12 protein-coding genes are annotated in these 14,585 nt (G+C 40.9%); 6 read left to right on the top strand and 6 right to left on the bottom strand.

The genetic code is table 11. The annotated features are described in order from the left end of the window. Nucleotides 1-209: 209 nt before the first annotated feature. The gene (locus tag AABK37_RS35950; RefSeq protein ID WP_039737328.1) at nt 210-611 is read right to left on the bottom strand and encodes a hypothetical protein; all 402 of its coding nucleotides are present in this window, start codon (nt 609-611) and stop codon (nt 210-212) included. Nucleotides 612-1,002: 391 nt separating this feature from the next. Here AABK37_RS35950 and AABK37_RS35945 point away from each other — a divergent pair, with 391 nt between their 5' ends. Then, nucleotides 1,003-1,809, top strand: a complete 807-nt coding sequence (locus AABK37_RS35945; RefSeq protein WP_432556237.1) for a type 1 glutamine amidotransferase — start codon at nt 1,003-1,005, stop codon at nt 1,807-1,809. Between the two features lie 149 nt (nt 1,810-1,958). On the opposite strand, the gene AABK37_RS35940 is transcribed toward AABK37_RS35945, so the two are convergent. After that, nucleotides 1,959-2,270: a hypothetical protein gene (locus tag AABK37_RS35940; protein WP_432556236.1), complete on the bottom strand. Its 312-nt coding sequence runs from the start codon at nt 2,268-2,270 to the stop codon at nt 1,959-1,961. 349 nt (nt 2,271-2,619) lie between these two features. Here AABK37_RS35940 and AABK37_RS35935 point away from each other — a divergent pair, with 349 nt between their 5' ends. From AABK37_RS35935 to AABK37_RS35925, 3 genes are read left to right on the top strand one after another with little or no spacing between them, the layout of a single operon-like run. Further along, the gene (locus tag AABK37_RS35935; RefSeq protein WP_432556235.1) at nt 2,620-3,759 is read left to right on the top strand and encodes a restriction endonuclease; all 1,140 of its coding nucleotides are present in this window, start codon (nt 2,620-2,622) and stop codon (nt 3,757-3,759) included. Nucleotides 3,760-3,780: 21 nt separating this feature from the next. Further along, the gene (locus tag AABK37_RS35930) at nt 3,781-5,355 is read left to right on the top strand and encodes an LlaJI family restriction endonuclease (protein ID WP_432556234.1); all 1,575 of its coding nucleotides are present in this window, start codon (nt 3,781-3,783) and stop codon (nt 5,353-5,355) included. Beyond that, entirely contained in the window at nt 5,352-5,948 is a 597-nt protein-coding gene (locus AABK37_RS35925; RefSeq protein WP_432556233.1) for a hypothetical protein, read from the top strand. Before AABK37_RS35930 ends, AABK37_RS35925 begins: the two co-directional genes overlap by 4 nt. 112 nt (nt 5,949-6,060) lie before the next feature. Here the strand turns inward: AABK37_RS35925 and AABK37_RS35920 are convergent, their stop codons facing one another. Both AABK37_RS35920 and hetF read right to left on the bottom strand, forming a co-directional pair. Further along, nucleotides 6,061-6,663 carry a Uma2 family endonuclease gene (locus tag AABK37_RS35920; protein ID WP_432556232.1) on the bottom strand — a complete coding sequence of 201 codons (603 nt, stop codon included), beginning with the start codon at nt 6,661-6,663 and terminating at the stop codon, nt 6,061-6,063. Nucleotides 6,664-6,973: 310 nt separating this feature from the next. After that, on the bottom strand, nt 6,974-9,415 hold the full coding sequence (hetF, locus tag AABK37_RS35915; protein WP_432556231.1) for a cell division protein HetF: 2,442 nt from the start codon (nt 9,413-9,415) through the stop codon (nt 6,974-6,976). A 1,569-nt stretch (nt 9,416-10,984) separates the two neighbouring features. On the opposite strand from hetF, the gene AABK37_RS35910 reads away from it, so the two are divergent. Next, entirely contained in the window at nt 10,985-11,302 is a 318-nt protein-coding gene (locus AABK37_RS35910) for a thioredoxin family protein (protein WP_432556230.1), read from the top strand. A 108-nt stretch (nt 11,303-11,410) separates the two neighbouring features. On the opposite strand, the gene AABK37_RS35905 is transcribed toward AABK37_RS35910, so the two are convergent. Next, complete coding sequence (locus tag AABK37_RS35905) at nt 11,411-11,638, bottom strand: hypothetical protein (RefSeq protein ID WP_432556229.1); 228 nt, start codon at nt 11,636-11,638, stop codon at nt 11,411-11,413. Nucleotides 11,639-11,717: 79 nt separating this feature from the next. Then, the gene (locus AABK37_RS35900) at nt 11,718-13,577 is read right to left on the bottom strand and encodes a S8 family peptidase (protein WP_432556228.1); all 1,860 of its coding nucleotides are present in this window, start codon (nt 13,575-13,577) and stop codon (nt 11,718-11,720) included. 119 nt (nt 13,578-13,696) lie between these two features. Between AABK37_RS35900 and AABK37_RS35895 the strand changes: the two genes are divergently transcribed. Further along, nucleotides 13,697-14,113: a hypothetical protein gene (locus AABK37_RS35895; RefSeq protein ID WP_432556227.1), complete on the top strand. Its 417-nt coding sequence runs from the start codon at nt 13,697-13,699 to the stop codon at nt 14,111-14,113. The last annotated feature ends 472 nt before the right edge of the window (nt 14,114-14,585 follow it).

Genomic DNA, 14,585 nt, shown 5'->3' with positions numbered 1-14,585 from the left:
CTTGCCACACCTTGATTCCTTAAAAACTACCCATAAGGGTTTTGACCCTTCTTGCTTAGTCTCTCACAAAAATGGTCGGTTTATTTCCGCCACCCTGTACTAGGGACTAGGAATTGTTAGTAGTTAGTAGTTAGTTGAATTTTATCCTACTAACCAGTCCCTAGCCTCTAGCCTCTAATCCCTAGTCCCTAGTCCCTAGTCCCTAGTCCCTATTGCAACTTCACAGCTGCACGTTGTAAAGGTAGAACTTCTTCCAAAGTTAATTCGTGGTCGGTTGTCAAATGACTGTTACAACAAATTGTGCTGAAAAATACTTGCTGACCAACTACTTGCGAAAAATGCTTTTCTAGTAGTAAACGCGATGTAATATCTCCTAATAAGTCGGAAAGGTCTTTGGTTAGTTGGTCTCTATCATCGCGGTGAACCATTCTAAATTTGAAAGGTTTTTCACCTACCAAATTTCTAATATCGGAGTCAAACTTGTCATATGTGCCTTGAACATACGCAAAAGATACTTCCTCTAAAAATTTCCAAGCTTCGGGAAATATTTCCCTAATTTTTTCGAGATGGTTCTCAGTTTGGTAGACCAAAGTAGCCGTTTTACAATCCATATGGTAATTTTGACGGTGTTGAAATCATCCGAATGCACCCTGTAATCTTACGGCTTAATGCCCATAATTATACCAATAATGTTATATATTTTCAAATTTAAAAACGACACGTTGTCAAACTAGAAAAACTGTGATTTAAAATACAAAAATAAATTAAAAAGTAAGTATTTTAAATGTGAATTTCTTCGGTAACAGTTCAATCAAAATAAAATTTACACCAACCCATTTACCTGATAATGGCAATTTTTTTAGTAGCAAATATACCATTGAGGACAAATTTACGATATGCTTACCCAAACCGAAATTACTTCACCATCTCGCTTATATGCACCGGATTAGCCGACCATAGTTAGAAAAAGAAAGTTATGAATTATTAATTAAGAGAGGATTTATGAGTTTTGAATTAACAATAGGTTGGTTATATCCGACGTTGATGAGTACTTATGGCGATCGCGGAAATGTGATTACCATAGAACGCCGCGCCCAATGGCGGGGATATAATGTGAGGGTCTTACCCCTGGATCAAAACGCTACCGCAGATGATATAAAGTCTGTAGATTTGATAGTTGGTGGTGGCGCACAAGACCGTCAGCAAGAAATTGTCATGCGCGATTTGCAAGGTGCGAAAGCGGGCGCAATGCGCGAGAAAATCGAAAATGGTACTCCGGGAGTGTTTACTTGTGGTTCACCGCAATTACTGGGACATTATTATGAACCAGGTTTGGGACAGCGGATTGAAGGTTTGGGAATACTTGATTTAGTCTCGGTGCATCCTGGTGAAAATACTAAGCGCTGTATTGGAAACTTGGTGATTGAAGTTACAGCAACTCGTTTAGCGCGGGATTTGGAAGAAATGACCGGTGGTAAAGCGTATTTGGTTGGCTTTGAGAATCATGGCGGACGCACTAAGCTAGGTAAGGTGGAAGCTTTGGGAAAAGTAGTGTACGGTTTGGGTAATAATGGTGAAGATGGGACAGAAGGAGCATTTTATCAAAATGCGATCGCTACTTATTCCCACGGACCCTTGTTACCAAAAAATCCCTTTGTCGCAGATTGGTTAATTCAAACAGCATTGCGGCTAAAATATCAACAACCGATTTCCTTGAAGTTTTTAGATGATACTTTGGCAATGCAAGCGCGAGAAGCAATGTTTAAGCGGTTGAAAGTCACACCATCTGCGGTTGCGGCTAAAGTTTAAATTTGAAGTGTATTGCAGGGTGCGTTATGAAGAACAGTAGCGCACCAGTTCATGAAAAACTGCCATATTTATCATTTTAAAAGACGAATGAAGCCAGCTTGCTCAATCTGCAAATAAATCGGGCATTTTTGACTTAGTACAGCTTTGTATTAAGTAGCAGAGTCTTCGTTAAATATTTTGCTATGAAATGCGTGCAATTTTTGACGATCGCTGTTTTCTTCCGTATTTTTTGTATTTATCAAGCTTTGTCCAATGTAGCGATCGTGTTGATCTGCCCAGTCTGGAATGTTGCTGCTAAATGCACCAATGAACTTTTCTAGCGGATCGTCTACATACTCTTGCATAGCTGCTGCGAGCCAGTCAACAGCTAACTCTTCAGGCGTTCGACCCATCTGTGCTGCTACCTTAACCAACGGCTCATAAAGCTTTTCGGGTATTTGTAACCTCAATGTATGATTCATTATCTTGATTATCGCGCTCGGAATGGTTGAGTTTCTAGAATTTGGGCGATAACCTAACGCAACTGCCTTTCGTAAGAGAAAGCTAATCGCTACGCTTATCGCACCCTACAAAATTTAAGCTTATCTAAAAAAACGACGTTGCATCGGCTGATTCACATTTTTTGGCTTCTAAGCAAGCTAACGGCTAACTGCTGTTAGTTTGTTTACATTCTGGGGAATTCTATAACTAAAGCCTCATACCAAACTTGGTTCAATAACTTGCTTTTTCCTGTAGTTGGCTAAAGCGAAGCTTGTCCTTTGTTGTTGTAACTACCAGTCGCTAGGGGAAAAGCAGTATAGAAGAGCCAATTTGGTATTACTTGCTTTGTCAGTCAATCATCGTATGTCAACAGTCATGAAAAGTCCTATTCAGAAAATTCTCTTCGGAAGTCCGGGAACCGGGAAAAGCTTCACTATCAAAGATAAACTTCTTCCTGCTTTGGGAATAAATCCAAATTCAGAAAATGTTATCAGTACGGTTTTCCATCCTGAATATACCTATGGAGATTTCATGGGAAAACTGATGCCAATTACCAGAAAGGAGAAAGTAGAATATAACTTCTACGATGGTCATTTTTTAAAAGCATTAGGACAGGCTTACAAAAACATTATGTTAACAAAACCAAAAACTGTTGGGCAAATTAACTGGAATGATGTTCAAAATGTGGCTTTAGTGATAGACGAAATTAATCGTGGCAACTCATCTGCCATATTTGGAGTTTGTTTTCAATTATTAGACAGAGAAAACACTGGCTGGTCAAGTTATAGCGTGAATTTTACAGAAATAGAGTTTTATAAATTTATTGAATTGATAGGAACAAAAATATCTATAGTAGATGGTAATCTCAAATTCCAGTTTCCGGGAGACAGTCATTTTGTTTATTTCGATGCTTTAAAAGACAAGTTTAGTCCATTGGGCATCAATACAGAAACGAAGGCAATTATGCTCCCGCCAAACCTATCCATTCTAGCTACTATGAACACTTCCGACAACTCCATTTACTTTATGGACAGTGCTTTCAAACGCCGTTGGGATTGGGAGTTTGTTGACTGGGATGACAGTAAGCCTCCAGCCGCAACATACGGACAAGGAGGAACTTTGGACAACCAGCAGTGGAAAAAGTTAATTAGAAACCTTAACGACTTCATCAAAAGTCATCACACTTCTGTTCGTGGAATTGAAGACAAACAAATTGGCTATTATTTTATCAAACAACCTGTAACTGCTGAAAAGATACAGAATAAGCTAATGTTTTTCCTTTGGGACAGCGTTTTTAACCGAGATAAAAAACCGCTTCATAAGCTTTTGGAAGTAGAACCAGAGCAGCTTGTTACCTTCGGTGATTTCACTAAAATGCACAATGAATTTGTCAATCAAATAATGAACTTGAATAATAATGAGCCTACTTCAAGCCCTAATAAAATTTTACATGTAATAAAGCAAAATTAGTAACTTCTCTTTTGGCACTCCATGATTGATTTTTCTGAACTTAAGCTAGTTAGGGACAAACAAGACAATTTTGTTGGCATCCGCAAATCAAAATCTGGCGATGGCTTTGAGTTCTGCCTACCAAACGGCTTTAATGATTTTCCAGAAAAGGAAAACTTCGATAAGGTGCGGGATTTATTTTTCAAGATGTATCGCACTTTGCGAAAGTTTGAACGTGACAATGAACACACTAACCGATTTAAAAAAAACAAACCTGAATATCAGCAAGAACAAGATCAGACTACTCTTTCTTCTGGCGGTATCAGTATCGAGACTGAGGACGGGGAATCTTGTGTACTATATAGCAAGCTCAGGATGATTGAGCGAGTGCTGGAAGCCTATGATGACCTTGCTATCAACTCAATTCAAAATAAAAAAAGACGCAGTGAGGAAATTGACTACTCCCAGATTCACAAATATCTGGATAGGGCTATTTACCTGGATAACCACGATAACCACGTAATTTATGTCGAGGCAATGGATTTGCCGCGCCTAATGGTGCGTTATGACAGCACTGATATAGTGAACTTGTATTGTTACATTCTTGATGAAATTGTGCAGCAGTTGGATGGTGATGTGCCGGATAATATTCAAGCCCACAGTCAGGATATCCGCTTTCTTGCCCAATGTTTCAAGGATGACTACCTAACAAGTAGCCAGTCGATTTTTGATAAGGACACTTTTGTTGAGACTATCAATATCTTGAAAGAAGCACTAGACAACATAGATAAAAATACTTATTACAAAGACACTGACTATTGGGGACTTTACGAAGCCATTGAGACATTCCTATACGGTGAACTCAACCCTGACCAAAATGATGGAGAATTCTGGGGTATACAAAGCTTTTCCCTAGTTTGGGAGGATATGTGCCACACATATTTCTTCAAAAAATACGATGACTCAATCTGTTTTGCAGATGCAGATATACCTTTGAAAGGTGATCCAAACCCAGCAAGGCAGGGGGAAGAACAAAACCGTGTTGGCAATTATAAATACTCGACTGATGGTGAAGCTAAGTACGGAAATCAATGGATTTATCGACAGCCATCGCACATCCCCTACCCCAAAAAAGAAGGCTTCTTCGGATGGGACGAGCTTCTTTGTATTGAATTTGATACCCAACCCGGAACTTTGGTTTACTCAAATAGAAATTATGATGATTTCCAAAAACGAGATAGAAGTAAGGCAATGCGGCGTTTTCCCCGCCCGGACTTAGTTTTAAAGTTCAAGTCCACATCACAAATTGTCTTCGAGTTGTATGTTATTGACTACAAGGATGTTTCAATTGATTTTTACTATAGAAATTTAAACCTACCACCCGAAAGAACGGATGAAAAATATAGAGTTGATATAAGAAAGCAACTCACTTACGAATTCGCTCTTCAGCAAACACCTAAAGTTCAAGTATCAGAGAACTGGTTTTTAATTCCCCATTATTACCATAATGAATTTATAAGCCAGGATTTTGAAGTAGAACTAATTATTAAAGGCATTAAAATAGTTAAAGCTAACTTTTTTCGGATTCAACAAACCTATTTGGACGATAATAAATGATTAATCAGCCAGAAATTCTTGGTTTGGGTTCAGAAAGTTTAAATATAGAATTTAAAAGTGATTATGTTCCTTTAATATCCTTTAAAAACAAAGAACAAAAAGAGGCTGCGGAAAATTACATCTTAGAAGAAACAACTGAGTTTTTTGAAAATATACTAAAACTCAGTATTGATGTAGCTCAAAATCAGCTTGCCTATCCCATTTTAATCACCCATAATGATTTTAAATATGAGAATATTGAATATTTTTACGAATATTTTTTTCATGATTTGGGAGAACGCAAATCTGACGGTAAATTAAAGGAAAAAATTAAATGGGGTATCACTTTCGATGAGGAATGTGCTCCTATTCAAGTAGCAAAACATTATTTTGATTCTAAGAGTCAAGTAGTGAGACGGGAATATTTTGATTATCGCAAAGGTCGTCCTCGTATTTTGTATCGCCCCTCGCATCGCTCGTATCTACCTTATCGACGATACGGCACTATAGATATTAATGGAACTCCTATTTTCTATTACATTCACTTTACACTTCAGGAAATCTTGGATGTTATTAAACCAAAACAAACATCGGGAAATTGCCTAAATTGTTAACAATTGGGGTAGAGAATAGACAGCATGGATGATTCAATTTTAAAATAAGCGATCGCCTTAACCAAAACATTGTCATCAACACTGCTTCTATCCCTAAAACAGCAACCGATCCTTAATTTACTGACTCAGCTTGTACATCTACTGCTGCAAACTTCACCTTGTTGTACACATCTCCAAGAGAAATTTCAAATTGCACAGATGCTAAAGCGATCGCTTCATCTTCAACATCATATTCACGGAATGACCAACGCTTATTTGCCGTCTTAGAAAACTGTTCTACATAAATTTTAGTTTGGTCAATCAACAAATATTCTTCAAAAGAAGGTATCGTGCGGTAAAACTCAAATTTTCCCTTTTTATCATATCCTTGAGTTGAATCTGACAGCACCTCTATAATTACTCTCGGATTTGTAATCATATCTGTACGGTCATTAAAATACTCTGGTTCTCCCGCTATTATCATCACATCTGGATAAGTGTAAATGCGTCTAGAAGGTATCCACAGACGTACATCACCCATAAACACTCGATAATCTAGTTTTTTGAAAGCAAAATTTAGCTCAGTACTGAAGTTCAGTGCTATTTGATTATGATTGGTAGATCCACCCGCCATAGGAATAATTTCACCATCGATGTATTCGCTTTTGTAGTCAGCAGCTTCCTCTAGTGCTAAATATTCCTCTGGCGAATAGTATTGCTTTTTAGTAACTTGCATGATATATAAGCCCCAAAAGCGTTTAATTCTGGCTTGCTTAAAATCCTAACTTGAAAATAGGCGGCTAGGGACTGAGGCGATCGGATTGGGGACTAGGGCGTGTTTTCAAACCCCAAAAGCCCTCAGGCTGGAAGCCTGGGGCTACACGAACAAAGCCCACCTACGTGGGCTAAAACTCTATTTTTCCGTAGTCCGCGCAGGCGGACTTCGTTCGTATAGCCGCACCCTTCTAGGGTGTCGGCAGGAGCGAAAACACTCCCTAGGAGATAAGGAAACTCCGCGCCTCCTAACTCCTAACTCCAACTTAATATTACTCCCCACCTTTAACTTGTAAAAGCGATCGCCAATCTTGGATAGCCTTCTCTGTCCACAGCCAATTATTACCTAATTTATTTGGTAAAAAATTTACTGGGTCATCTTTTACCACCATTTGTCGCAGCTTGACGGCTTCAGTCAAATATTGCGATCGCTTATTCTCTGGCTGTTCATGTGCCGATTTATACAACCCTAAAGCTAATCCGGCATAGGAAGTCAAAGCCTCCGGTGTCGCTACTGGGGGAGTTGCTGCTGTTGGCGTATAACCAGAGGGATTTTGCTGTTTGAGAGCCAAATTCAAGGCTTTAAACCAAGAATCATTAGCCCGATTCATATTGCCTTCTGCGTAGTAAGCAAATCCTAAAGCGTTTGTATACAAAAGCGAGTCTGGTTTGGCTTTCACAGCAGTTTCCCAATAACGGCGGGCATCATCAACGCTGTATTTTTTGTCACCAGTTTGTATAGCTTGCCACGCTACTCGCCCTTTAAGAAAATTAACTGCCGGATCGTTTGCTTGCGATGACGGAATCAAATTGAGGGCAGCTTGTGCTGCCCCAAGTGCATTCCGCGAAGGGCTGAGTAGTTCTTCCACAGCTTGTAGCCCACCTTGTAAGTCACCCTGAACCAATTTCTGAGTAGCGGTAGCGGTGACGATTCCCGTGGGAGATGTCTTTAAGTCGATTTCTGGGGTATTATTTGGAATTGGTTGAGACTGGTTTGGAATTTGCGGTAGCTCGGAAAAGTTGGGAAATTGTCGTTGCCACAACGAACTTAAACCGATCGCCATAGCGATCGCACCAACTCCCGCAACGCCAGCAATCGCCCACAATCGGCGTGTTGCCCGACGTGTGGCTGGTGTTTCCACTTTTGGGCGAGCTGAAGAAGGGGGGTTATTTGCGTTATCCCAATCTCCCCACATCGGAGTTTCGCTATCCAGACTCATATCTCCTGGAATCGGTCTTTTCAAGATATTATCTTCTTGAGGCTTTGGTATCAATTCCGCAGTGACATAAGGTTGCTCATTTGCTGTGTTTTGATTATCAATTTGCCGAAACAAATCGGAAACGATCGCCGAATCTTCTTCATAGCTTGAGTCATCATACTCAATTTCATCAACCAAATCGCCCCAAGTATCTTCACCTAGCCAGTCCAAGCCAGAAGGTATCATATCCTCCATTGGTAAAGGCATTTCCAGATCGTTCGCACTACCAGAGTAGATTGAAGTTCCTATCAACCGGGGATTGTACTCACCAAAGGATTCGACATTTTCGCCTAAAGTAATTTCCGGTGTTAAATTACCGTTAAATTTGGGATCGAGATATAAAATTGGTAATGCCCAGTACATCTGAAGAGAACCATAGGCAGAAATTAAGCCTTGGCGCACTCGACTGACGCACAAATCTACGGGATATCCCTGACTCAAGTTGCGATAAAACAATTGTGTCAGTGTTAGCGCTACTTCATCGGGAATGCGTTCTGACATTGCCAAAACGCTTCTGATACCGCGTTTCACCAAGCTTTCTGCTAAGTTGCGTTCTCCCGTATCAGCAGCCGGATCGGAGGTAGCAGCGTATGCCCCCAAACACGAGTTAAACACTGCCATTTGAATGTTATTGTTAACTAGCAAGCCTGCCAAATCGTCGCCGCTGAGAGTTTCTGTTAAACCAGTTCTGTTATTTACAAGATAAATTTCGCCGCCGTTGGGTCCTAAGTTACTATGACCGGAGTAGTGAAGAACGTGATATCGTCCTTGTTCTAAAGCTTGCGTTAATTCTTCGCGCCCTGGTTGTTCTAACAGGGTAAGTTCGATTTCTGGGAGATAATTGCCAGTTTCCGAAAAGCGTGGTGACTGACGGTGAAGTTCAGCTTGCAGTTTGACTGCTTCTAATTTGAGTAAATCCAAACGGACTAAATCTGTAGGAGAAGCGATCGCCATTAAGACTTTGATACCACCTTCTTCTAAAGGTGTTGGTATATTTGTTGATAGCAGGCGAGATGGCAGATGAATTCCGGTTTGAAACCGAGAAAAAGCAATATAAGGTCCTGTTGCCAAAGGGCGATCGCCTGCGTGCATCACTTCCCAAGGCAAACGCGCTAATCTGATATCTTTTAGTCCTAACCGCAGGCGCAATACCTCTTGCTGATGCTGGGCAATACCCTGCGCCGTAATCCAACTATCTCTGAGAGTGCCTTGAAACAGTGCGTTATAAAATTGTTGACCCAAAGCCACCAAGTTGACATTAAGAGCGATCGCATCTCCTTGCAACACCGACTTCAACGGATCATTCATCAAATGCCCCGCAGCCGTCAACCAATCAGCTACAGGCCAAGTTACTAATTCTTCTGCCAATGGCACCCCAGGCGCGACTTGTTCCGTCCGCACCAAGTAGTCATTTTGCCCTACTGGGGTTACGGAAATATGAAATTCCTGGGTCACAACTTCTCCTGTTCGCCTCCTAAATCTGGTTTGAAACGCTGTTCATTTTCACGCTCTTTTGTTTCGCTTCTTCTGATACCTTAGATGCATCTTGACACTCAATGTTTCTGATTTAAGTTGTTTTGCACCAGCTCCCTGTTTACAACTTTATCCGGATTGCAATCATTCCGCCCAGAACACTTTATTGGTAGATGCACCTTGATCTTCAATTCCCCCGGTTGGCTTTACACCCAAGTCGGGGGTTTTTTATGCCTAACCATGAGCGCAACAATTTTTAACAGACTAAATTTAGCTGTGATAATGGCGTCTAAATTTATCTTATTTACTAAGTATATCCAAAACTGGCATCCAATAAAGTTTTGTTTTACACACCTTGTCATCTCCGATTTTCTGAATTTATCCGGAGCATGATTGTTAAACCGAGAACAAATAATTGGTAGATGCACCCTGATAACTCACTTCCCTAGTTGGCTTACACCACTGGGGAATTTTTGTGTTTAATCAAACAAAAATATATTTTCATACCAGTAAAATTATCCTGATGCTTATAGTTAATTTTAGAACATTTAATTAGTAGATGCACCCTGATAACTCAATTCCCTAGTTGGCGTAAGCCAATTAGGGTTTTTCTTATTTTATAAAAATAATCACATCTTAGACATATACTATCCGGATGATGTTAGTTAGCTATAGAACAAGTAATTGGTAGATGCACCCTGATAACTCACTCCCCTAGTTGGCTTACGCTTACTGGGGGATTTTTGTCTTTTTGACACATTTGTTAAAACCGATGTTGATACTAGATACTTGGTAGCAGCACAAACTGAGTTGATGTTCTTAATTTTATCCGGAACATACTGCTTTCTCTAAGAACAGTTAATTGGTAGATGCACCCTGATAACTCACTCCCCTGGTTGGTTGCCACCCGCTGGGGGATTCTTTATTTGGTATCTTAATTAACATTATTTTCCATTTGTCAACTTAGTGGCGATAGAAATATTTCTTAGTAATACTTTACGCGCACAGATTTTTCACAAAGGAAATTTTTAGATCGTAGTGGGTGCTGTCTTCGCCCAAAATAAGCGATGAATCGCTTACTACCTAAAAGTGCTTTTTTTTAAAAGTTTCTCAATTTTATCCGGAGTGTACTGGTTTCTCTAAGAACAAGTAATTGGTAGATGCACCCTGATAACTCACTCCCCTAGTTGGTTTATACCACTGGGGGATTTTTGTATCTTTTGCAATACATTGAGTGGAGGAGGAAAACATTACTCAACAGTTTCCTCAATTTTTTCCGGAGCATACTGGTTTCTCTAGGAACAAGTAATTGGTAGATGCACCCTGATAACTCACCCCCTAGTTGGCTTAGACCACTGGGGGTTTTTTATGACAAATAACAACTTTATACACAATTTAATCCGGAGGACTGTGTATAACTTGAGAACAAGTAATTGGTAGATGCACCCTGATAACTCACTCCCTTAGTTGGTTTATACCTGCTAGGGGGTTTTTTATGGATTTGCTACATGCTAAAATTCTGTTAGCTATGCCAAAATCTTAAGCAAATCCATGCAATTAGCTGTTATTAAGTTCTCTTCAGAAGACTGCGGCATCTGCCACAAGATGTCTTTTTATGACCAAAAGGTGGCAGAAGAACTAGGTATGCAATTTATAGATGTAAAAATGCAAGACACAGCTACTTACCGCAAGTATCGCAAGATTTTGCTAAATCAATATCCTGATAAATCAGAAATGGGATGGCCCACCTACATTGTCTGTGATTCACCAGAAGGAGAATTTCAGATTTTGGGCGAAGTTAAAGGTGGTCATCCCAAAGGTGAATTTAGAAGTCGTCTGCAAGCAGTTTTGAATTCTGAAGAAAAGTAGTAAGCGTTTCAACGCTTATATCTACAAATTAAACCCATGAAAATTAATAGAGACGTTCCACCGGAACGCCTCTACAATATTTGTCATCTGCCAGACATGATATTAAATCTATTTCGTCACTTCAAAAGATTTTACTTCTAAAACCTGACCAATCATGGCAATGGTCATGATATCTTCACGCACCTTTCCTGTGACTTTTGCTTTTTGTCCGGCTTTAAGTAAGTTTTTGTCAGCACCCCTAAGGATTTCGTAGGTAACGCCATCGTCTGTAACTAGCGCCCAAGCGCCTGTGCCAATATCACGGTGTTGGATAGTACCTGTAACTGTAATGCTCATATGATTCTAAGTCCTAAATGGGGAGTGGGGAGTGGGGCATGGGGAACGGGTAATGGGGCAATGGGCAATTACCAATGCCCTACACTGCTTGTTCCTGATTTTTCAGGGCTAACTTAGCAAGTCCGTAACAGAGTAGGGCGTTGATGATGAGGAAAAGGCGCGACCAAATAGTGCTTCCTAAGCCCCAAACTGCTGGGTCGAAAAATGCGCTGACTCCTAAACATGCGGCTATACCTAGGGTGGAACCGACTGCAAACCATTTCCAGGTGGGATTTCCTAGCAGCAACGCCATTAAAATAATCGGAATCAAGACGCTAGCAAATAGGGGATTAAAAGCATCTGTTCCCTGAATCGCGTTGCCGAGTTCGGGAATTGAACTGCCCAAGACACGGAAGGGCCATTGGGGAAGGTCAAAGATGTAAATTCCTTTCAGGAAGAATAACCCAGAACTGCCGGCGACTAAGCCACTAGCTAAAGACCAACTCCAGGTAAAGGGGAAGTAAACCCGTAAAAACCAAGCTAGCAAGTAAGAACCGACTACCATTAAAATTTTAGGCAATAGCGCGATCGCACCGCCATCAATCCAAAAGCCGGGGTTAAGATAGCCGTTATTCCGCAACCACGCAAAGAAATCTTGGAAAGTGATTTTCCCTTGCACTGCACGTTTAACTGCTGCATCAGCATTCAGTTGTCCGGCGCCGTAGTAGTTCAAAGCATCTTCTTTAATAGTTCTTGCTGACTCCTGAAGCACAGCCAAAACTTGATCTGGTTCTTTAATTCCAGAAGCTTCAATTAATGCTGCCACACCAGCAACGTGAGGGGCAGCCATGCTTGTACCCTGGAAGCCCATAAACACGCCGACGCCATTGTTATCGGGGTCGATGGTTTCTTGCAAAATCTTACCAGCATCACTGCCACCTGGGGCGGAAATATCTACGCCAGCACCAAAGTTAGAATAAGACGCTTTTTCGCCGTCTGCGCCTAAGGCAGAAACGCCGATAACATGAGGATAACGAGCTGGATAAGAAGCACCATTACTACCTTCGTTTCCGGCTGCGGCAATGATGACTACGCCTTTTCTGTGGGCATAATCGATCGCGTCTTTCATCAACTGGCTTTCACCACCACCACCCAAGCTCATATTAATTACATTTGCGCCTTTATCAGCGGCAAATTTAATTGCTTCGGCAATATCAGCTACAGTTCCGCCTCCGTATGCACTCAATACCTTTAAAGGCATTAACTTGGCTTCGTAAGCAATTCCAGCGACACCATATTTGTTATTAGTCGCTTGGGCGATAGTACCAGCAACGTGGGTGCCGTGTCCGTTATCGTCTGTGGCTTCTTCTCTGTCGTTTACAAAGTCGTAACCTGGGACAAATTTCGTTTCTTTCAAGTCGCGCACGCGACTGATACCAGTGTCAATTACTGCAACCGTGATGCCGCTACCTTTGGTTTGCAGCCACGCACCTTCAACGTTAATGTTGTGTAGGTTCCACTGCTTGCTGTAATATTCATCGTTGGGACCAGTAAGACTAGGCGAAACTTTTACATCGTCATCGTCTTGGGGTAGCAAAAATTCTGCCAACCTAGCTGGTTGACCGGGATTGGGAATTTTGTAGATGTAGTTTGGCTCGATGAATTCTGTAACTTTGGCGAATGAAGATTTTCTTAAAGCTTTCAGCCGTTGGCGATCGCCTTTGATAACATACACACGATCCTTTTCGGAAAATTTATTATCGAGTTTGGGTGTAACGTTGTATTGAAGGGCGATCGCTTGCAGATTTTTCTCCACCTCAGCAGCGGGAATATCTTCGCGAAAATCCAGCACAATCGTCTGAAAATCACCTTTGGCTGCTAGTCCCTGAAAATTCAGGAAACCAAATACCGCAGCACTCAGCCCGATGACAAACAAGCACAATAATATAAGCCTTCGCATATTAACTCATCACCGATGAATGCCAGTTTGCTCAACGATAACTTATCTGTGCCCTTTAGTTGATGTATTTTGCACTTTAGTTACATATATTTCACTCAAGACTTAGGACTTTTTCAACGATGGAACGCGGTCTTTTATGGTTGCCTTTATTATTTCTATTTTTCTGGTTGGCTTGGCAAGGCTCAAGGGAGTATCAAAAAGTTGAGGCTTATCGTGTTTGGGCAGAACAATTTGACCGAGCCAAGTATGATATTTACTCGGTGTTAGGTCAAAAAGGCAATAATATAACTTGGGGAAAACCCACGCCAAAAGGTTTAATCAAGCTGGAAACTTTTTCTTTAGAAGATGTCAAACAAATCCGCCTTTTGGTAGATGAAAAAGAAGCCGATACCGAAGCGCCACCAGAGAAAGGTCGGTCTATTGAGTTGGAATTTATATTTTCTTCTGAGAACTCGGTGCGCGTTCCGTTTACAGAAATTCCTTTAGCTGCACAGTGGGGTAAGCATCTTCAACAGGAATTGCAACGATTATCGTAGAGACGTTCCGACGGAACGTCTGTACCAAAGGCGCGGAATTAAAAGTTCAAAAAATGCATCCGCCGACTTTAAACAACACGAACGAAGTTTACCAGATGCAATTAACACTTGCATCATACTCAATTGGCAGTGGGTATAATACGCCACTCTTGCAATATGACACTAGACCATACCAAGAAACTTATTAATGTCAGCCCAGCAACTCCATCCAGCCAAATCAGACTATGCATTTTTAGAGACATGGGAGCAATTATTGGCAATAAATAGTGTCCCGGACTGGAGATACTGGTTATGGAGTACAAGCCGAGTGTCAGGTATGTTAATCGAAACATTCCTTTGGTGTATAACCAATATCCTAATAACCCCAATGGAGTTTGTCCTAAGTCGCCAATAACCTAGACAAAGCTGTACACTCATAGTCATAGCTGGTCTATGAGTGATATATGTATAAGCCAAACGAATTTGCAAAAAA

Source organism: Tolypothrix sp. VBCCA 56010 (genome assembly GCF_050875635.1).
Taxonomy (GTDB): domain Bacteria; phylum Cyanobacteriota; class Cyanobacteriia; order Cyanobacteriales; family Nostocaceae; genus Hassallia.
Note: the sequence above shows the minus strand (reverse complement) of the source record. Positions and strands in the feature narration are given on the sequence as shown.